The organism is Pseudomonas mendocina, assembly GCF_003008615.1.
In the GTDB taxonomy this organism is placed as follows: Bacteria; Pseudomonadota; Gammaproteobacteria; order Pseudomonadales; family Pseudomonadaceae; genus Aquipseudomonas; species Aquipseudomonas mendocina_C.
Window position 1 is genome coordinate 1,733,191 of the sequence record NZ_CP027657.1, and the last position, 17,516, is coordinate 1,750,706.

Sequence of the window (17,516 nt, forward strand, 5' to 3'; positions counted from 1 at the left end):
ACTAGCGGCCATGAAGAATTCAGCCCCCATCTCGCTCAAGCACCATTTCCTGATCGCCATGCCGCACATGGCCGATCCGAACTTCGCGCAGACCGTCACCTACCTGGTCGAACATAACGAACAGGGTGCGATGGGCCTGGTGATCAACAAGCCAAATGGCCTGAACCTGGCCGATGTGCTCGAACAATTACGCCCCGATGAAGAACCTGCGGCGCTGTGCCACAGCCTGCCGATCTTCGCTGGCGGCCCGGTGCAGACCGACCGTGGCTTCGTCCTGCACCCGGCCGGCGCGCAGTTCCAGGCGACCCTGGAGCTGGGTGAGCTGGGTCTGTCCACTTCGCAGGATGTGCTCTTCGCCATCGCCGATGGCAGCGGCCCGGATCGCTACCTGATCACCCTCGGCTACGCCGGCTGGGACGCGGGGCAACTGGAAGCCGAACTGGCCGACAACGCCTGGCTAACTTGCCCCGCCGACAGCAGTATTCTGTTCGACCTGCCGTTCGACCAGCGACTCAATGCCGCAGCCGCACGCCTGGGGGTCAACCTCAGCCTGCTGAGTTCGCAGGTCGGGCACGCCTGATGAGCGACAAGCCACTACGCCTGCTGCTGGGCTTCGACTATGGCACCAAGCAGATCGGCGTCGCCGTCGGCCAGGTGATCACCGGCCATGCCCGCGAGTTGTGTGTGCTCAAAGCGCAGAACGGTGTACCGGACTGGAATCGCGTCGAAGCACTGATCAAGGAATGGCAGCCGGACGCCGTGGTGGTCGGCCTGCCGCTGAACATGGACGGTACGCCCAGCGAGATGAGCGCCCGCGCCGAGAAATTCGCCCGCCGCCTCAACGGTCGCTTCAACCTGCCGGCCTACACCCACGACGAACGCCTGACCACCTTCGAGGCCAAGGGCCAGCGCCTGCGCGAAGGCCAGAGTGGCGGCTATCGCGAGCGCCCGGTCGATGCCATTGCCGCCGCCTTATTGCTACAGGGCTGGCTAGAGGAAAACTGCACGGGCTGAGAGCTACCTGCGTTGCCGATGCTGCGTTAAAAACAGGCTCGGAAAGCCGTTAGAGGCTGACGCGCTTCAGCGCGGTCCGAAGGACGAGTGAAACGAGCAATGCTCATTTACAACTCGTAAACTGCGCTTCCTCGCCTGTTTTTGCCTTGCCTCGGCGGCCTCGCTTACGCTCTCAGAAGCTGTTCATATATGGAGTTTCGCCATGCTACCCAATCCCAACGATCTGCTGCCGGCCATGGCCAGCACCCTGACTCAGCACCTGAACCAACGGCAGATCAGCGAGCCACGATTCATCGGCATTCGCACCGGCGGCGTCTGGGTCGCCCAGGCCCTGCTGCAAGCCCTGGGGCGCGATGACGCACTGGGCATCCTCGATGTGTCGTTCTATCGCGACGATTTCACTCAGAACGGCCTGCATCCACAGGTGCAACCGTCCGAGCTGCCGTTCGAGATCGAAGGCCAGCACCTGGTGCTGATTGACGATGTACTGATGAGCGGCCGCACCATCCGCGCAGCATTGAACGAACTGTTCGACTACGGCCGTCCGGCCAGTGTGACCCTGGTCAGCCTGCTCGACCTTAACGCTCGCGAGTTGCCGATCCGCCCCGACGTGGTCGGTGCCACCCTGTCGCTGGCGGCCAACGAGCGGGTAAAATTGTCCGGCCCCACGCCGCTGACCCTCGAACTCCAGACGCTCGCCAACTGAGACTCCCTGCGATGACGCCACTCGCCGCCAAGCGCCCGCTGCAGCTGAACGACCAAGGTCAGCTGCGCCACTTCCTCTCACTCGACGGCCTGCCCCGCGAGCTGTTGACCGAAATCCTCGACACCGCTGACTCCTTCCTTGAAGTCGGCGCACGCGCGGTGAAGAAAGTCCCGCTGCTGCGCGGCAAGACCGTGTGCAACGTGTTCTTCGAGAACTCCACCCGCACCCGCACCACCTTCGAACTGGCAGCCCAGCGCCTGTCGGCCGACGTCATCAGTCTCAACGTATCGACCAGCTCCACCAGCAAGGGCGAGACGCTGTTCGACACCCTGCGCAACCTCGAAGCCATGGCCGCCGATATCTTCGTCGTGCGCCATGCCGACTCCGGCGCCGCGCACTTCATCGCCGAGCACGTCTGCCCGAACCTAGCGATCATCAACGGTGGCGACGGCCGCCACGCACACCCGACCCAGGGCATGCTCGACATGCTCACCATCCGCCGCCACAAGGGCGACTTCGAGAACCTCTCGGTGGCCATCGTCGGCGACATCCTGCATTCGCGGGTGGCACGCTCGAACATGCTGGCGCTGAAAACCCTGGGCTGCCCGGACATCCGCGTGATCGCGCCGAAGACCTTGCTGCCGATCGGTCTGGAGCAGGCTTACGGCGTGCGCGTATTCAGCGATGCCAATGAAGGCCTCAAGGACGTCGACGTGGTGATCATGCTGCGTCTGCAACGTGAGCGCATGCAGGGCGGCCTGTTGCCCAGCGAGGGTGAGTTCTACCGCCTGTTCGGCCTCACCGAGCAACGCCTCAAGCTGGCCAAGCCGGATGCCCTGGTGATGCACCCAGGCCCGATCAACCGTGGCGTGGAGATCGAGTCGGCGGTGGCCGACGGCCCGCAGTCGGTGATCCTCAACCAGGTCACCTACGGCATCGCCATCCGCATGGCCGTACTGTCGATGGCCATGAGCGGGCAGAACGCCCAACGTCAACTCAACGCCGAGGAGGCCAACTGATGCGTACCGCAATCCTCGGCGCCCGCGTAATCGACCCAGCCAGCGGACTGGATCAGGTCACCGACCTCTATATCGACGGAACCAAACTGGTCGCCACCGGCCAGGCACCTGCCGGCTTCACTGCCGACAAGACTCTCGACGCTCAGGGCCTGATTGCCGCTCCCGGCCTGGTCGACCTGTCGGTGGCGCTACGCGAGCCAGGCTACAGCCGCAAAGGCAGCATCGCCACGGAAACCCTGGCCGCCGCTGCTGGCGGGGTCACCAGCCTGTGCTGCCCACCGATTACCAAGCCGGTGCTGGATACCTCGGCCGTGGCCGAGCTGATCCTCGACCGCGCCCGCGAAGCCGGGCACACCAAGGTCTTCCCCATCGGCGCGCTGAGCAAGGGCCTGGCTGGCGAGCAGCTTGCAGAACTCGTTGCGCTGCGTGATGCCGGCTGCGTCGCCTTCGGCAACGGCCTCGACAACTTCCGCAGCAGCCGCACCCTGCGCCGCGCGCTGGAATATGCGGCCACCTTCGACCTGCAGGTGATCTTCCACTCGCAGGACGCCGACCTGGCCGAAGGCGGTCTGGCCCATGAAGGGCCGACCGCCAGCTTCCTCGGCCTGGCCGGCATTCCGGAAACCGCCGAAACCGTGGCCCTGGCCCGTGACCTGCTGTTGGTGGAACAGAGCGGCGTACGCGCGCACTTCAGCCAGATCACCAGCGCCCGCGGTGCCGAGCTGATCGCCAATGCCCAGGCCCGTGGCCTGCCGGTGACCGCTGACGTTGCCCTGTATCAGTTGATCCTCACCGACGAAGCGCTGATCGACTTCTCCAGCCTCTACCACGTGCAGCCACCTCTGCGTTCGCGCGCCGACCGCGATGGTCTGCGCGAGGCAGTGAAAGCCGGCGTCATCTCCACCATCGCCAGCCACCACCAGCCGCACGAGCGCGATGCCAAGCTGGCGCCCTTCGCCGCCACCGAACCGGGCATCAGCAGCGTACAGTTACTGCTGCCGCTAGCCCTGAGCCTGGTGCAGGACGGCCTGCTGGATCTGCCGACACTGCTGGCACGTTTGACCAGTGGCCCAGCCGCCGCATTGCGCCTGCCGGCCGGCAAGCTGAGCGTCGGCGGCGCTGCCGATATCGTACTGTTCGATGCACAAGCGTCCACCATCGCTGGCGAGCAGTGGTACTCCAAAGGCAGCAACTGCCCGTTCATCGGCCACTGCCTGCCCGGCGCAGTGCGCTACACGCTGGTCGACGGACATATCAGCTACCAGAGCTGAGCCCTTCGAGCCCGCCAATCGGCGGGCTCGCGTAGGGTGCGCTATGCGCACCAGCCTCTACTAGAAGGTTCTTGGTGCGCACGGCGCACCCTACTCGGAACCCCCTCCCACCTGCGACACGCCTTTCACCTGCCACGACATTGGACGAATGAGTGACTCGACGGTCATGATCCACGTCAGGTTAGGCAGCCGAAATTTTCCAAATGCCACCGCCCTATGACCCTGCTCGCGCCCAGAGGCGCCGGCCTGGCGTCGCGCTGGCCTTGTTCAGGAGCTTTTGAGTTATGTCGCGCTTACCTGTGATCGTGGGTTTTGGGGGTTACAACGCAGCCGGGCGCAGCTCCTTCCACCATGGCTTCCGTCGCACCGTGCAGGAGTCGCTGGAACCCCAGGCGCGCCAGGAAACCCTGGCCGGTCTGGCGCAGATGATGAAACTGGTGCGCGTGGTCGATGGCCAGTACCAGGATCAGGACGGCCAGCCGCTGAGCCTGGCCGAGATCGAGAGCCGCTACGCCAAGCAGATCCTCGCCGGCACCCTGGTGCGCCGTATCGAGAAACAGCACCTGGATCCGGACGCGGCCCACTGGCAGAAGAACATCGGCGTCGCCCCTGCCGATGGCACCAGCCTGAGCTTCATTACCCAGCGCAAGCAGTTGCCCGAGCCGCTGCCGAGCAACTGGTCGATCGAAGAGCTCGAAGGCAACGAAGTGCGTGTCACCCTGCACGACAGCTGCGAATTCAAGGTCGACAGCTATCGTCCGCTGGCGGTGAAATCCGCCGGCCAGTTGCCCACCGGCTTCGAGCCGAGCGAGCTGTACAACGCCCGTTTCCACCCACGCGGCCTGGCCATGACCGTGGTCGGCGTCACCGACGCGCTGCGTTCGGTGGGCATCGACTGGCAACGCATCGTCCAGCACGTGGCCCCGGACGAGATCGCCGTATTCGCCAGCTGCATCATGAGCCAGCTCGACGAGAACGGTTTCGGCGGCATGATGCAGTCACGCCTCAAAGGCGGCCGCGTCACCGCCAAGCAGCTGGCCCTGGGCCTGAACACCATGCCGGCGGACTTCATCAACGCCTACGTGCTGGGCAGCGTTGGCACCACCGGCAGCATCACCGGCGCCTGCGCCACCTTCCTCTACAACCTGCAGAAGGGCATCGAGCAGATCGCCGCCGGCAAGGCGCGCGTGGTCATCGTCGGCAGCAGCGAGGCACCAATCAACCAGGAGTGCATCGAGGGCTACGGCGCCATGGGCGCACTGGCCACCGAGGAAGGTCTGCGCCAGATCGAAGGCAAGAGCGAGGTGGACTTCCGCCGCGCCAGCCGCCCGTTCGGCGACAACTGCGGTTTCACCCTGGCCGAAGCCTGCCAGTTCGTGGTGCTGATGGACGACGAGCTGGCCCTGGAGCTGGGCGCCGACATTCACGGCGCCGTACCGGACGTGTTCATCAATGCCGATGGCTTCAAGAAATCCATTTCCGCCCCTGGCCCGGGCAACTACCTGACCGTGGCCAAGGCCGTGGCCAGCGCCGTGCAACTGCTCGGCCTGGACGCCGTGCGCAACCGCAGCTTCGTCCACGCCCACGGTTCCAGCACGCCGGCCAACCGCGTCACCGAGTCGGAAATCCTCGACCGCGTCGCGGCAGCCTTCGGCATCGAGCAATGGCCGGTCACCGCGGTGAAGGCCTTCGTCGGCCATTCCCTGGCCACCGCCAGCGGCGACCAGGTGATCGGCGCACTCGGCGCCTTCAAGTACGGCATCGTGCCAGGCCTGAAAACCATCGACGCCGTCGCCGGTGACGTGCATCAGGAACACCTGAGCCTGTCCACCGACGACCGCAAGGTCGGCGAGCAAGCGCTGGACGTGGCCTTCATCAACTCAAAGGGCTTCGGCGGCAACAACGCCAGCGCCCTGGTGCTGGCTCCGCACGTAGCCGAGCGCATGCTGCGCAAGCGCCATGGCCAGGCCGCTTTCGACGCCTACCTGGCGCGCCGTGAAGGTACACGCGCCGCTGCAGCCGCCTATGACAGCCAAGCGCTACAGGGCAAGCTGGACATCATCTACAACTTCGGCAACGACATGATCGACGACCAGGCGATCTCCATCACCACCGAAGAAGTGAAGGTGCCGGGCTTCGACCAGCCGCTGGTATTCAAGAAGGACGCGCGTTACAGCGATATGCTCGATTGAGCGTGTTGCACTGTGGGAGGGGCTTTAGCCGCGACAGTCGCCGCTAAAGCGCCTCCCACAGGTTTATGCCAAACCGCGCGCCAGCTCGATCAGCTCACCACGCCATTCAGCGGCAGCCGGTAGCGCCAGGAACGAAGGATTGAGGAAGGATTCGCGCGCTTCGTAGGCGAGCGGTGCGCCGGCCAGATCCAGCACTTCGCCCCCCGCCCCTTCCAGCACGCCCTGCGCGGCTGCGGTATCCCACTGCGATGTAGGCGCCAGGCGTGGGTAGCAATCGGCATTGCCTTCGGCCAGCAGACAGAACTTCAGCGAGCTGCCGATATTGGCCAGTGTCGGCTCACCGATACGCGTGGCCAAGCCGCTGAGCAAACGCTCCTGCTCCGGGCTGGAGTGGCGCTTGCTGGCTACCAGGGTGAAACCCTGCGCAGACGCCAGGCGCACCCTGATTGATCGTTCGAGACCCGGCGCGTCGCTGCACCAAGCACCGAGGTCGGCACCGCCGTAATAGCAACGGCCATTGGCGGGAATACCGACCACGCCGAAAACCACGCGGCCCTGCTCGATCAAGGCGACGTTAACGGTGAACTCTTCGGAGCCGGCGATGAACTCCTTGGTGCCATCGAGCGGATCGACCAACCACCAGCGTGTCCAGGCGGCACGCTCGGCCAGCGGGATATCGGCAGCCTCCTCCGACAGCACCGGCACATCCGGCGCCAACGCCTGCAAGCCATCGAGCAGGATATGGTGCGCGGCCAGGTCGGCGGCGGTTACCGGCGAAGCATCAGCCTTTTCCGTCACCGCTACACCGTTGCGCCAGTACGGCAGGGTCGCCGCGCCCGCAGCGCGAACCAGCTCGATCACCTGGGGAATAAAGGGATGACTCACGGGCAGAACTCCCCGCGCTGGGTCAGCAGGTCGCGTACCAGGTACAGCGCCGCCAACGCACGGCCTTCGCTGAACTGCTCGTGCTGGGCCAGGCTGGACAGCTCGCGCAGGCTGATGCGGTCGACCCGCATCGGCTCGGGCTCGTCGCCGGGCAGGCGCTCTTCGTAGAGGTTGCGCGCCAGCACCACCTGAATCTTCTGGCTCATGTAACCGGGCGACAGGCTCAGTTCGGTGATGTACTCCAGCTCGTGCGCGCCGAAACCGGCCTCTTCCTTGAGTTCACGGTTGGCCGCCACCAATACGTCCTCACCCGGCTCGATCAGGCCCTTGGGCAGCGACAGCTGGTAGTCATCGGTGCCGCCGCAGTACTCCTCGATCAGTACCGCGTGCTCGGCGTCGAGCATCGCCACGACCATCACCGCGCCATAGCCCGAGCCCTTGCCGACCAGTCGCTCATAGGTGCGCTCCGTGCCGTTGGAGAAGCGCAATTGCACTTCCTCGACACGAAACAGACGGCTGCTGGCGACAATTTCGCGAGCGAGAACCGTGGGCTTTTGGCGCATGAGGCGACTCCTTGGCGGGACCGAGCGGGTTATCATACAGCGGCTTTCGCCATTATCCGTGGCCGAGATTGCATCAAGGCGAAACAGGCCACGGATTGCCCCTTACCCCATAGGACAACTTTAAAACGTAGGCGAGGCAGTCAGCGCAAGGCGAGAACAGAAGCGAGAACGCGGAGTGTACTTTTGTACGTGAGCATGACTCGCTTCGCTCACCCCTTCGGGGCCGCACTGAAGTGTGTTAGCCGCAAGCGGCCTCCGAGCCTGTTCTCAACGCAGCTAGTTTTTAAGGTGTCCGATCAGAGAGATGAGCATGCCCGTACTACCTTGGCAGCAGATCGACACCGTCCTGCTGGATATGGACGGCACGTTGCTCGACCTGCACTTCGACAACCACTTCTGGCTCACCCACCTGCCGCAGCGCTATGCCGAGCAGCATGGTGTCAGCCTGGCGCTGGCGCAGGCCGAACTGCTGCCGCTGTTTCGCCAACACGCCGGTACCCTGAACTGGTACTGCACCGATTTCTGGAGTCGCGAGCTGCGCCTGTCGATCCGCGACCTCAAGCGCGAGGTCGCCCACCTGATTGCCCTGCGCCCGGATGCCGAGCTGTTCCTGCGCGCCCTGCGCGAGGCTGGCAAGCGCGTGGTGCTGATCACCAACGCACACCGCGATTCGCTGTCGCTGAAGCTGGAGCGCGTCGAGCTGGCGCCCTGGTTCGAACGTCTGATCAGCTCCCACGACTACGGCTTCCCCAAAGAGGATCAGCAGTTCTGGTTCGCCCTGCGCCAGGATGTCGACTTCGATCCGGCGCGCGCCCTGTTCATCGACGACAGCCTGCCAATCCTGCGTAGCGCCGGACGCTTTGGCGTCGCTCATCTGCTCGCCGTGCGTCAGCCGGACAGCCAGGCCGGCCCGAAGGACACCGAAGAATTCGCTGCGGTGGAAAACTACCAGGAGCTGTTGCAAGACCTGTAGCCAGCTGCAATCAGGGCAATCTGACATAGCGCCCCGGATTGCAGCCGAGCCAAGGCCTATTCGGGAATGCGCAGCACCTGCCCCGGATAGATCTTGTCCGGGTGACTGAGCATCGGCTTGTTGGCCTCGAATATCTTCATATAGGCATTGGCATTGCCGTACTCGGCCTTGGCAATGGCGCTCAACGTGTCGCCCTTCTTCACCGTGACGAAGCGCGCTTCGGGCGCGGGGGTGGTCACGCTGATCTGATCATCGACCTCACCGACACCGGCGACGTTGCCCAGCGCCAGGAGAATCTTTTCCTTCTCCTCCTGGCTGGCCACTTCGCCGCGCGCGATGACCTTGTCGCCCTCGACGCTGACCTCGATGTTCGGGTTGCCCAGGCCAACCTTGGCGACATGTTCCTTGAGCGATTCGGCGGCCTGCGCCTCCTGACCCACCAGTGACTCCCAGAGCTTGACCCCGGCGTCTTTGACAAAGGCAAACAGACTCATGGCAATTCCTCTCGTTCCTTGTGAATAACCGGGCAAACCGCCCGGAGACCAAAGTCTAGTTCAGGAAACACCCCTGCTTAGCGTTCGCGCATTAGAATCCGGGCAGACCAGGAGCGCCCATGGATATCAAGCAGCTGAAATTTCTCGTCGCCCTCGACGAAACCCGCCACTTCGGCCAGGCCGCTGCACGCTGCCACGTGACCCAGCCGACGCTGTCCATGCGCCTGCGCCAGCTGGAAGACGAGCTAGGCCTGGAGCTGGTGCGCCGTGGGCAACGTTTCGAGGGCTTCAGTGCCGAGGGTGAACGCATCCTGGCCTGGGCGCGCAGCGTACTGGCCGCACAGGATGGCCTGCTCGCCGAAGCAGCCGCCTGCCGCGGTCACCTGGTGGGCACGCTGCGCCTGGGCGTAGTGCCGTTGGCCAGCTTCGACCCCATGCGCCTGGTCAGCCTGTTCGCCGAACGTCATCCAGGGCTGCGCTTTCAACTACACGCGCTGAGCAGTGACCAGATTCTCGAGCGCCTGGTCCGCAACCAGCTCGACCTCGGCCTGTCCTACCTCGACCGCCTAGACCGTGAGCATTTCACCAGTCTGGAACTGGCCGAAGCGCGCATGGGGCTGCTCTACGACCAGCGCCATTTCCACTTCACCAGCAGCAGCCTGCGCTGGGAACAGCTGGCCAGTCTGCCTCTGGGCCTGCTCTCCACCGGCATGCACTTTCGCCAGTCCATCGACCACAGCTTCCGTGCTCGCGGTCTCAGCCCGCTGGTGCGCCTGGAGGCCGATGCCGTCCACCACCTGACCCAGGCCGTCAGTGCCGGCCTATGCTGCAGCGTCATGCCACTGCCGGCGGATGGCTCACCGACCGACGGTCACCTACGCCTGCTGCCGATAGAAGATGCCCATACGCTGGCGCCGCAGGGCCTGATCCTGCGGCGCAGCGCCCCTGCCTCGCCGCTCGCGCAAGCCTGCTTCGAAGAAGCGCGGGAGTGGTTGGCCAACAACCGATAGAGCCCATCGATCAGAACATCAAAGCCAACGATTAGACGCTCACCGCCCATGGGCCTAGGCTTAGCTGTGTCAATCTGTCACAGAGCGTGCCTCGATGGCCAAGCCAGCCGCCCAGCCGCACATCGCCAGTGCCTATGCCTACGCCGAACTCGGTGACGGTCGCGCGCAGCACGCTGCTCTGGCCGAAGAATGTGCCTTGGCGATCAGCTACAACGACCTGAACCAGGCGGTGATGATGGTTTCGCCACATCACCTGGAAGATTTTGCCGTAGGTTTCAGTCTTGGCAACGACCTGATCAAGTCAATCGACGACATCTATGACATCCAGCTGCGCGGTATCGGCGACAGCCGCGAAGCGCGCCTGCAAGTCAGCAGTCGTGCCTTCTGGGCGCTCAAGCAGCAACGCCGGCAGATGGCTGGCACCAGCGGTTGTGGCCTGTGCGGCGTAGATGCCCTGGAGCAGGCACTGCCGGCGTTGACGGCACTGCCTGGCGCAGCCTTGCCGCCGCTCGAACACCTGCAAGGCCTGCGCGAACGTATCGGCGATCAGCAACAGCTGGCACGCCACAGCGGCGCGCTGCATGCCGCTCTGTTCATTGACGCCAGCGGCGAGATTCGTCTGTGCCGCGAAGACATCGGTCGCCACAACGCCCTGGACAAGCTGATCGGCGCCATCGCCCGCGAACGTATCGATATTCACGGTGGCTTCGCCCTGGTCACCAGCCGCTGCAGCCTGGAGCTGCTGCACAAGGCGGTACGCGCCGGTATCGGCACTCTGGTGAGCCTGTCCGCACCCACCGCCCTGACCGTGGAATGGGCGCGGCGCCATCGCCTCAACCTGATCCACCTGCCTCATCACAGCACGCCGCGGGTCTACAGCCCTGCGCCTGACGAAGAAGAACGACCATGAGCCTGCAACCCATCGACCCGCGTTACAAACCCTATAGCGGCCCGGCCGCCGGCTGGGGCGCGTTGAAGAGCGTCACCCGTTTCTGGCTGGACAGCAAACAGCCGTTCAAGAACCTGCGCGCGCTGCTCAAAACCAACCAGAACGGCGGCTTCGACTGCCCCGGTTGCGCCTGGGGCGATTCGCCCGAGGACGGCCATATCAAGTTCTGCGAGAACGGTGCCAAGGCGGTCAACTGGGAAGCCACCAAACGCCGCGTGGATGCTGCCTTCTTCGCCCGTTACACGGTCAGCCAGCTGCGCGAGCAGAGTGACTACTGGCTCGAATACCAGGGTCGCCTGACCCACCCGATGCGCTACGACGCCAGCACCGACCGCTACGTACAGACCAGCTGGGACGAAGCGTTCGCCCTGATCGCCCAGCACCTCAAGGCACTGCCAAGTCCGGATCACGCCGAGTTCTACACCTCCGGCCGCGCCAGCAACGAAGCAGCGTTTCTCTATCAGCTGTTCGTGCGCGCCTACGGCACCAACAACTTCCCCGACTGCTCGAACATGTGCCACGAGGCCAGCGGCGTTGCCCTCGGCCAGAGCGTGGGTATCGGCAAGGGCAGCGTGACCTTCGCCGACTTCGAACATGCCGACGCCATCTTCGTGCTCGGCCAGAACCCCGGCACCAACCACCCGCGCATGCTCGAACCGCTGCGCGAGGCGGTGAAACGCGGCGCCCAGGTGGTCTGCTTCAACCCGCTGAAGGAGCGTGGTCTGGAGCGTTTCCAGCATCCACAGCACGCGCTGGAGATGCTCACCAACGGCTCCGAGCCGCTGAATACCGCGTTCTTCCGCCCGGCCCTGGGCGGCGACATGGCGGCCATGCGCGGCATCGCCAAGTTCCTCCTGCTGTGGGAGCGCGAGGCGCAGGCTAAAGGTGAGCCGGCAGTCTTCGACCATGCCTTCATCGCCGAGCACACCGACGGTGTCGAGGCCTATCTGCAGTTGCTCGACGACACCAGTTGGCAAGCGCTGGAAACCCAGTCCGGCCTGAGCCTGATGGAGATCGAACAGGCGGCGCGCATGTACCGCCGCGCCGAGCGGGTCATCATCTGCTGGGCCATGGGCATCACCCAGCACCACCATTCGGTGGCCACCATCCAGGAAATCGTCAACCTGCAACTGCTGCGCGGCAACCTCGGCCGCCCCGGTGCCGGCCTGTGCCCAGTGCGCGGCCACAGCAACGTGCAGGGCGACCGCACCATGGGCATCAACGACCGCCCACCGGTCACGCTGCTCGACGCCCTGGAAAAGCGCTTCCAGTTCAAGGTGCCGCGCGAGAATGGCCACAACACGGTCGAGGCGATCAACGCCATGATCGACGGCCAGGCCAAGGTATTCATCGGCCTCGGCGGCAACTTCGCCCAGGCCACCCCGGACAGTCCGCGTACGCACAAGGCGCTGCAGAGCTGCGACCTCACCGTGCAGATCAGCACCAAACTCAACCGCAGCCACCTCACCGTGGGCCAAGATGCGCTGATCCTGCCGTGCCTGGGCCGTACCGACATCGACCACCAGGCCGGCGGCCCGCAGGCGGTGACGGTGGAAGACTCGTTCAGCATGATCCACGCCTCGTATGGCCAGCTCGAACCGCTCTCCGGCAGCGAGATGCGTTCGGAGCCAGCCATCGTCGCCGGGATCGCCAAGGCCACCCTGGGCAACCACCCTGTGGACTGGGACGCGCTGATCGCCGATTACGACCGCATCCGCGACCTGATCGCCGACACCATCCCCGGCTTCCACGACTTCAACCAGCGCGTCGCCCATCCAGGCGGTTTCTACCTTGGCAACTCGGCCGGCGCGCGGCAGTGGAAAACGGCATCCGGCAAGGCCAACTTCAAGGCCAACGCCCTGCTCGCCGACCTGCTGCCACCGCAAGTGCGCGAGAGCGGCGAAACACCGGATCTGATCCTGCAGACCCTGCGCTCGCACGACCAGTACAACACCACGGTGTACGGCCTCGACGACCGCTACCGCGGCGTGCGCGGCCAGCGCGACGTACTCTTCGCCAACGAGGCGGACATCCTGCGCCTGGGCTTCAAGCCGGGGCAGAAGGTGGACATCCGCTCACTGTGGAACGATGGCATCGAGCGCCGGGTGAGCAGTTTCACCCTGCTCGCCTTCGATATCCCGGCAGGTCAGGCAGCGGCCTACTTCCCCGAGGCCAACCCGCTGGTGCCGCTGGAAAGCGCTGGTGTCGGCAGCAGCACGCCGACCAGCAAGTTCGTCGCCATCCGCCTGCAGGCGGCCAGCGGCGGCAATCTGCTGGGTAGCAGCGCAGCGAGCTGACCGGCGGCCAGGAACCTCGTACAGGAATCGCCGGTCAATGGCGTAACGCTCGCCATCTGGCGGTTTCTGTAATCGAGGTGTCCATGAAGTCTCTGCAACTCTTCTTTCTTTCCCTTGGCCTGACCAGCGGCGGTTTTGCCTTTGCCGGCAATACCGAGGCTGGCCTGGGCGGCGCTCTGGGTGGTGCCGTGGGGGCGATGGTTGGCCAGCAGGTTGGAGGCAACACCGGCGCAGCAGTCGGCGCGGGTCTCGGTGGAGCAGCCGGCAGCATGGTCGGTGCCGACCGCCGCAGTCGTACCGAAGCCGCCATTGGCGGCGCGCTGGGCGCAGCTGGCGGCAACGTGGTCGGTCAGCAGGTCGGTGGCAACACCGGCGGTGTAGTCGGTGCAGCAGTCGGTGGCGGCGCGGGTGGCGCGCTAGGCAACTACATGGGCAACGCCAGCTACGACGATGATCGCCGCGGCAAGCACCACCGCCACCACGGCAAGAAACACAAGAAGCACGGCAAACACTGGCGCCGTCACTGACGGATGCTGAGCACCCAGGGTTCATGGCGACGGCCGAAGGCCACTTCTACCTGCGCCTTGAACCCTGTCTGTTCGTAGCTACGTTCCCAGCCACGCGCCAGCTCGCGGTAGGCGAAGGGTACGCTCAGGCGGTCGTTCTCCAGCCGAATAGTCGCGCCATAACCAGCCTCCGCACCGTGGCGATAGGGTTCGATACGCCCAGCCAATAGCACCTGGCGTCGTCGATCCGGCCAACGCTGGCGCAGCACCTGCTCATCCCCCCCCGCATCCACCAGCATCAGACGGCTGGCCTGCTGCTCGACGAATTGCAGGCGGCGCTGACGATCATCGCGCTCCTGCTGCAATACCGTGCTCTCTGGCTTGGCCTGCAACTCGGCCTCAGCGAGGCTCAGCGCCTGGCGCGCCTGCTCGACCTGACTGCGGTACAACGGCCCATCCAGCTCCAGCACCCACCAGACCTCACGCGCTGGCTGCCGGTTCAGGGCGTACTCGTCAGTCGCCGAGAAGCCCAGCTCGTGCAGCTTGGCCTCGTCCAGCCAGGATAGTTGCCAGCCATCGCCGGGGCGCTGCCAGCTCAATTGCAGGCGCAATACGCCATCATCCTCATCACGCAACCAACCACCAGACGCACGCTGCAATTCGCGCTCGCTGAGCATCAGTTGCGCCTCGGGCTCGCCGCTGCGGTTGTACCAGACGCCGCCGAGGGCGACGGCATTGCTCAGCAGCACGACGCCAAGCCCCAACCACGCAGCCCGCTTCATTGCTCACCTCCAGGCGCGCTGCGCCGCCAGCGTTGCAGCACCACCAACAGCAGCACAGCGATCACCCCGAGCAGAAGGAAGAACAGGTAGCGCGGCAGCAGTTGCCACCACCAGTCGAACAGCTTGACGAAGAGCATGACCAGGGCGAAGACCACGCCGGTATTGACCACATCGCCCCAGCCACGACGAATGCCCAACCAGATCGTTGCGCCCACCAGGGCGAAGCCAAGCGCTTGGTAGAACGCCTCGATCCAGCCCGTCGGCCAGCCGAGGTAGCTGCCCTCGCCCCAGTAGGACAGCACCAGTACCGGACCAAGCAGGTAAAGCAGGCCGACCACCCGATAACAGGCCGCGAACCCTGGATAACGCCGCTGTTCGAGCCACTGCGGCACGAACAGCAGTACCACGAGCGGCATGAACAGCTCCGGTCGTTCGCCCAGTGACCACCAGTGCCAGCCCGCCCAGTCGCCCAGGCGAGCCGCGACGAACAGGCCGAAGCAGAGCAATGCCACCACCAGCAGCAGGCGCTGGCGGCATTGGTAGGCCAGCAGCAGGGCCAATGCTCCCCAGGGCAGCAAAGCCTTGTCCGAAGGGGTGATGTTGAAGATCTGCCCAAGCATCGACAGGTTCAGTACGAAGCAGACGAACGCCAGCACGGCGGCCAGCTTGGCGTAGTAGCCAGAAGCATCACTCGCCTGCAGCCAGAAGCACAGCAGCAGGCTGCCCAGGCTGCTGCAGAGAAGGATGGCGACCTGTGCGAAGGCGTCGAACAGCCCCCAGAACTGATAGAACAGGAAGAACAGCCCGGCCGCCAGGGCCAGCGCGCCGAACAGCGAGGCCAGGCGCATCCCCAACGACAACTGGCGCGCGCGGTCATCGGCGTCGATATCCAGCGTCTGGCGAAAGTGCGCCAGCAATTGGCGATGATGGTTGGCGACGGCCTGCTCCTGCGCCTCGCTCAGTTGCAACACCTGCTCCTGGCGCAATTCGGCCAGTTCCTCGCGGAAGGCGGCGATACGCGCGGCGCGCTGCTGCGCCTGTTCGCGCTCGAGATTGGACATGGGCACTCCCTGGCGGATGACTGCCCTCAGCCTAGCAGGCCGATCCAGAGGTGCGCACGGCGCACCCTACGCCGGTGAGCCATTGGATAGGCCGTGCGCACCACCTTCAATCCATCAGCAATGCCGCCAACGCCTCACGCAAGGTCTCGGGTATCGCGACGGGACGATTGCTCGCCCGGTCGACGAACACATGGACGAAACGCCCAGCGGCGCATGCCTGATCCTCGCCGGCCTTGAAAATCGCCAGCTCGTACTGCACCGAACTGTTGCCCAGCTTGCCAACCCGCAGGCCGACCTCAATAGCATCGGGGAAGGCAATGGAGGCGAAGTAATCGCAACTGGAGCTGACCACGAACCCCACCACCGTACCGTCATGGATATCCAGGCCGCCTTCGGCGATCAGGTAGGCATTCACCGCACTGTCGAAGTAGCTGTAGTAGGTCACGTTGTTGACGTGGCCATAGATGTCGTTGTCGTGCCAGCGCGTGGTGACCGGCTGGAAGTGGCGGTAATCGCCACGCAGGTGTTGGGGTTGGTTCATCGATGATCCTTGGGTTGGAATCGCGGCTAAAGCCCCTCCCACAAAGCTTGCGGATCTGTGGGAAGGGCTTTAGCCGCGACCTAAATCAGTAAGCAGCCTGATAAATGGCCAGGGCTTGCTGCTCGTTCATTTCGCGCGGATTGTTCACCAGCAGACGTTGCTGCAGCATGGCGTCCGCCGCCAACGTGGGCAACATCGCCTCACTCACACCCGCATCGCGCAGCCGCGTCGGCAGGCCGCTGCGCTGACTGAAGCCGGCCAGCGCCTCAATCAGTTGCTCGGTCTGCAGGGCCGCACTGCCTGCCCGTAAACGATCTCCCACTACCAGCGGCGCCAACTCGGCATACAGCGACGCGGCGGCGGGTGCATTGAAGGCCAGCACTTGCGGCAGTACCAGGGCGTTGGACAACCCATGAGGAATATGGAAGTGGCCACCCAGGGGATAAGCCAGCGCATGCACCGCCGCCACCGGGGCATTGGCGAACGCCTGACCGGCCAGGCAAGCACCGAGCAGCATGGCCTGGCGCGCCTGGCGATTGCTGCCGTTGCGCACCACCTCATCAAGGTTGGCCGCCAGCAGGCGCAGCGCCTCACGCGCCAGCAGGTCGGAGATGGGGTTCTTCTTCAAGGCACTGGTGTAAGCCTCGATGGCATGCACCATGGCATCGATGCCGGTGGCAGCCGTGACCGCCGCAGGCAGACCGAGGGTCAGGTCGGCATCGAGCAGAGCCAGATCCGGCAACAGCAGCGGCGAGACCACGCCCATCTTGGTGGTCTCGCCGGTGGTGACGATGGCGATTGGCGTGACCTCGGAGCCGGTGCCGGCGGTGGTCGGCACCTGAATTAGCGGCAGACGCCGACCACGCGCATTGCCCACGCCATAGATGTCACCCAGCGCCTGGCTGCACTCGGGCTGCGCCAGCAATGCCACCAGTTTGGCCACATCCATCGAACTGCCACCGCCAAAACCGACCACCAGTTCCGCCTGCAACTCACAGGCCCGGGCCACAGCGGCCAGCACCACCGCTTCGGGCGGGTCGGCCAGCACCTGGTCGAACACCTGCACCGCCATGCCGGCACGGATGAAGCCCGGCAGCAACGGTTCCAGAAGGCCGAGCCGGGTGATGCCGGGGTCGGTGACGATCAGCACGCGGCGAGCACCGCGTTCACGGCAGAGTTCGGCCAGGCGTAGGCTGGCGCCGGATTCGCAGAGGATCTGCGCAGTGGTGGCGAAGCTGAAGGGATGCATGGTG

Annotated in this window: 18 protein-coding genes; 11 read left to right on the plus strand and 7 right to left on the minus strand. The window is 64.8% G+C overall.

Annotated features, from left to right (window positions below; genetic code table 11):
• Positions 1-10 precede the first annotated feature (10 nt).
• The 6 genes from C7A17_RS07985 to C7A17_RS08010 all read left to right on the plus strand — a co-directional run bounded on the left by C7A17_RS07985 (position 11) and on the right by C7A17_RS08010 (position 6,202).
• Positions 11-580, plus strand: a complete 570-nt coding sequence (locus C7A17_RS07985) for a YqgE/AlgH family protein (protein WP_106737534.1) — start codon at positions 11-13, stop codon at positions 578-580.
• Positions 577-1,014, plus strand: a complete 438-nt coding sequence (gene ruvX / locus C7A17_RS07990) for a Holliday junction resolvase RuvX (RefSeq protein WP_106742806.1) — start codon at positions 577-579, stop codon at positions 1,012-1,014. Before C7A17_RS07985 ends, ruvX begins: the two co-directional genes overlap by 4 nt.
• 202 nt (positions 1,015-1,216) lie before the next feature.
• Positions 1,217-1,720 carry a bifunctional pyr operon transcriptional regulator/uracil phosphoribosyltransferase PyrR gene (gene pyrR, locus C7A17_RS07995; protein ID WP_106737535.1) on the plus strand — a complete coding sequence of 168 codons (504 nt, stop codon included), beginning with the start codon at positions 1,217-1,219 and terminating at the stop codon, positions 1,718-1,720.
• 11 nt (positions 1,721-1,731) lie between these two features.
• A complete protein-coding gene (locus C7A17_RS08000; RefSeq protein ID WP_106737536.1) occupies positions 1,732-2,739 on the plus strand; it encodes an aspartate carbamoyltransferase catalytic subunit in 1,008 nt (335 codons plus the stop codon).
• On the plus strand, positions 2,739-4,010 hold the full coding sequence (locus C7A17_RS08005; protein ID WP_106737537.1) for a dihydroorotase: 1,272 nt from the start codon (positions 2,739-2,741) through the stop codon (positions 4,008-4,010). The genes C7A17_RS08000 and C7A17_RS08005 overlap by 1 nt, the downstream gene beginning before the upstream one ends.
• Positions 4,011-4,294: 284 nt before the next feature.
• A complete protein-coding gene (locus C7A17_RS08010; RefSeq protein ID WP_106737538.1) occupies positions 4,295-6,202 on the plus strand; it encodes a beta-ketoacyl synthase in 1,908 nt (635 codons plus the stop codon).
• Between the two features lie 63 nt (positions 6,203-6,265).
• Here the strand turns inward: C7A17_RS08010 and cysQ are convergent, their stop codons facing one another.
• Together cysQ and nudE are read right to left on the minus strand one after the other, a co-directional pair.
• Positions 6,266-7,087: a 3'(2'),5'-bisphosphate nucleotidase CysQ gene (cysQ, locus tag C7A17_RS08015; RefSeq protein ID WP_106737539.1), complete on the minus strand. Its 822-nt coding sequence runs from the start codon at positions 7,085-7,087 to the stop codon at positions 6,266-6,268.
• Entirely contained in the window at positions 7,084-7,650 is a 567-nt protein-coding gene (nudE, locus tag C7A17_RS08020; RefSeq protein ID WP_017678423.1) for an ADP compounds hydrolase NudE, read from the minus strand. The genes cysQ and nudE overlap by 4 nt, the downstream gene beginning before the upstream one ends.
• A gap of 310 nt (positions 7,651-7,960) precedes the next feature.
• Here nudE and yrfG point away from each other — a divergent pair, with 310 nt between their 5' ends.
• Positions 7,961-8,623 carry a GMP/IMP nucleotidase gene (gene yrfG, locus C7A17_RS08030; RefSeq protein ID WP_106742808.1) on the plus strand — a complete coding sequence of 221 codons (663 nt, stop codon included), beginning with the start codon at positions 7,961-7,963 and terminating at the stop codon, positions 8,621-8,623.
• Positions 8,624-8,679: 56 nt separating this feature from the next.
• On the opposite strand, the gene lysM is transcribed toward yrfG, so the two are convergent.
• Positions 8,680-9,117 carry a peptidoglycan-binding protein LysM gene (gene lysM / locus C7A17_RS08035; protein ID WP_106737540.1) on the minus strand — a complete coding sequence of 146 codons (438 nt, stop codon included), beginning with the start codon at positions 9,115-9,117 and terminating at the stop codon, positions 8,680-8,682.
• Positions 9,118-9,236: 119 nt separating this feature from the next.
• On the opposite strand from lysM, the gene C7A17_RS08040 reads away from it, so the two are divergent.
• From C7A17_RS08040 to C7A17_RS08055, 4 genes are all read left to right on the plus strand, one after another.
• The gene (locus C7A17_RS08040; protein WP_106737541.1) at positions 9,237-10,127 is read left to right on the plus strand and encodes a LysR family transcriptional regulator; all 891 of its coding nucleotides are present in this window, start codon (positions 9,237-9,239) and stop codon (positions 10,125-10,127) included.
• A gap of 94 nt (positions 10,128-10,221) precedes the next feature.
• Positions 10,222-11,037 carry a formate dehydrogenase accessory sulfurtransferase FdhD gene (gene fdhD, locus C7A17_RS08045; protein WP_106737542.1) on the plus strand — a complete coding sequence of 272 codons (816 nt, stop codon included), beginning with the start codon at positions 10,222-10,224 and terminating at the stop codon, positions 11,035-11,037.
• Complete coding sequence (locus C7A17_RS08050; protein ID WP_106737543.1) at positions 11,034-13,373, plus strand: FdhF/YdeP family oxidoreductase; 2,340 nt, start codon at positions 11,034-11,036, stop codon at positions 13,371-13,373. Before fdhD ends, C7A17_RS08050 begins: the two co-directional genes overlap by 4 nt.
• Before the next feature lie 83 nt (positions 13,374-13,456).
• The gene (locus C7A17_RS08055) at positions 13,457-13,900 is read left to right on the plus strand and encodes a hypothetical protein (RefSeq protein WP_106737544.1); all 444 of its coding nucleotides are present in this window, start codon (positions 13,457-13,459) and stop codon (positions 13,898-13,900) included.
• Here the strand turns inward: C7A17_RS08055 and C7A17_RS08060 are convergent.
• The 4 genes from C7A17_RS08060 to C7A17_RS08075 form a co-directional block, all read right to left on the minus strand.
• A complete protein-coding gene (locus tag C7A17_RS08060) occupies positions 13,894-14,661 on the minus strand; it encodes a DUF4824 family protein (RefSeq protein WP_106737545.1) in 768 nt (255 codons plus the stop codon). The genes C7A17_RS08055 and C7A17_RS08060 overlap by 7 nt on opposite strands.
• On the minus strand, positions 14,658-15,722 hold the full coding sequence (locus tag C7A17_RS08065; protein ID WP_106737546.1) for a DUF2157 domain-containing protein: 1,065 nt from the start codon (positions 15,720-15,722) through the stop codon (positions 14,658-14,660). The genes C7A17_RS08060 and C7A17_RS08065 overlap by 4 nt, the downstream gene beginning before the upstream one ends.
• A gap of 106 nt (positions 15,723-15,828) precedes the next feature.
• Complete coding sequence (locus C7A17_RS08070) at positions 15,829-16,263, minus strand: acyl-CoA thioesterase (protein ID WP_106737547.1); 435 nt, start codon at positions 16,261-16,263, stop codon at positions 15,829-15,831.
• 85 nt (positions 16,264-16,348) lie between these two features.
• Entirely contained in the window at positions 16,349-17,512 is a 1,164-nt protein-coding gene (locus C7A17_RS08075; protein WP_106737548.1) for an iron-containing alcohol dehydrogenase, read from the minus strand.
• Positions 17,513-17,516: the final 4 nt, after the last annotated feature.

What these genes read in the sequence shown, in the direction of transcription:
- lysM (WP_106737540.1), bottom strand. Translation starts at nt 9,117, where the DNA reads ATGAGTCTGTTTGCCTTTGTCAAAGACGCCGGGGTCAAGCTCTGGGAG.
- yrfG (WP_106742808.1), top strand. Translation starts at nt 7,961, where the DNA reads ATGCCCGTACTACCTTGGCAGCAGATCGACACCGTCCTGCTGGATATG.
- C7A17_RS08070 (WP_106737547.1), bottom strand. Translation starts at nt 16,263, where the DNA reads ATGAACCAACCCCAACACCTGCGTGGCGATTACCGCCACTTCCAGCCG.
- C7A17_RS08000 (WP_106737536.1), top strand. Translation starts at nt 1,732, where the DNA reads ATGACGCCACTCGCCGCCAAGCGCCCGCTGCAGCTGAACGACCAAGGT.
- C7A17_RS08005 (WP_106737537.1), top strand. Translation starts at nt 2,739, where the DNA reads ATGCGTACCGCAATCCTCGGCGCCCGCGTAATCGACCCAGCCAGCGGA.
- C7A17_RS08065 (WP_106737546.1), bottom strand. Translation starts at nt 15,722, where the DNA reads ATGTCCAATCTCGAGCGCGAACAGGCGCAGCAGCGCGCCGCGCGTATC.
- C7A17_RS08050 (WP_106737543.1), top strand. Translation starts at nt 11,034, where the DNA reads ATGAGCCTGCAACCCATCGACCCGCGTTACAAACCCTATAGCGGCCCG.
- C7A17_RS08055 (WP_106737544.1), top strand. Translation starts at nt 13,457, where the DNA reads ATGAAGTCTCTGCAACTCTTCTTTCTTTCCCTTGGCCTGACCAGCGGC.
- nudE (WP_017678423.1), bottom strand. Translation starts at nt 7,650, where the DNA reads ATGCGCCAAAAGCCCACGGTTCTCGCTCGCGAAATTGTCGCCAGCAGC.
- C7A17_RS08060 (WP_106737545.1), bottom strand. Translation starts at nt 14,661, where the DNA reads ATGAAGCGGGCTGCGTGGTTGGGGCTTGGCGTCGTGCTGCTGAGCAAT.
- C7A17_RS08075 (WP_106737548.1), bottom strand. Translation starts at nt 17,512, where the DNA reads ATGCATCCCTTCAGCTTCGCCACCACTGCGCAGATCCTCTGCGAATCC.
- pyrR (WP_106737535.1), top strand. Translation starts at nt 1,217, where the DNA reads ATGCTACCCAATCCCAACGATCTGCTGCCGGCCATGGCCAGCACCCTG.
- C7A17_RS08010 (WP_106737538.1), top strand. Translation starts at nt 4,295, where the DNA reads ATGTCGCGCTTACCTGTGATCGTGGGTTTTGGGGGTTACAACGCAGCC.
- C7A17_RS07985 (WP_106737534.1), top strand. Translation starts at nt 11, where the DNA reads ATGAAGAATTCAGCCCCCATCTCGCTCAAGCACCATTTCCTGATCGCC.
- C7A17_RS08040 (WP_106737541.1), top strand. Translation starts at nt 9,237, where the DNA reads ATGGATATCAAGCAGCTGAAATTTCTCGTCGCCCTCGACGAAACCCGC.
- fdhD (WP_106737542.1), top strand. Translation starts at nt 10,222, where the DNA reads ATGGCCAAGCCAGCCGCCCAGCCGCACATCGCCAGTGCCTATGCCTAC.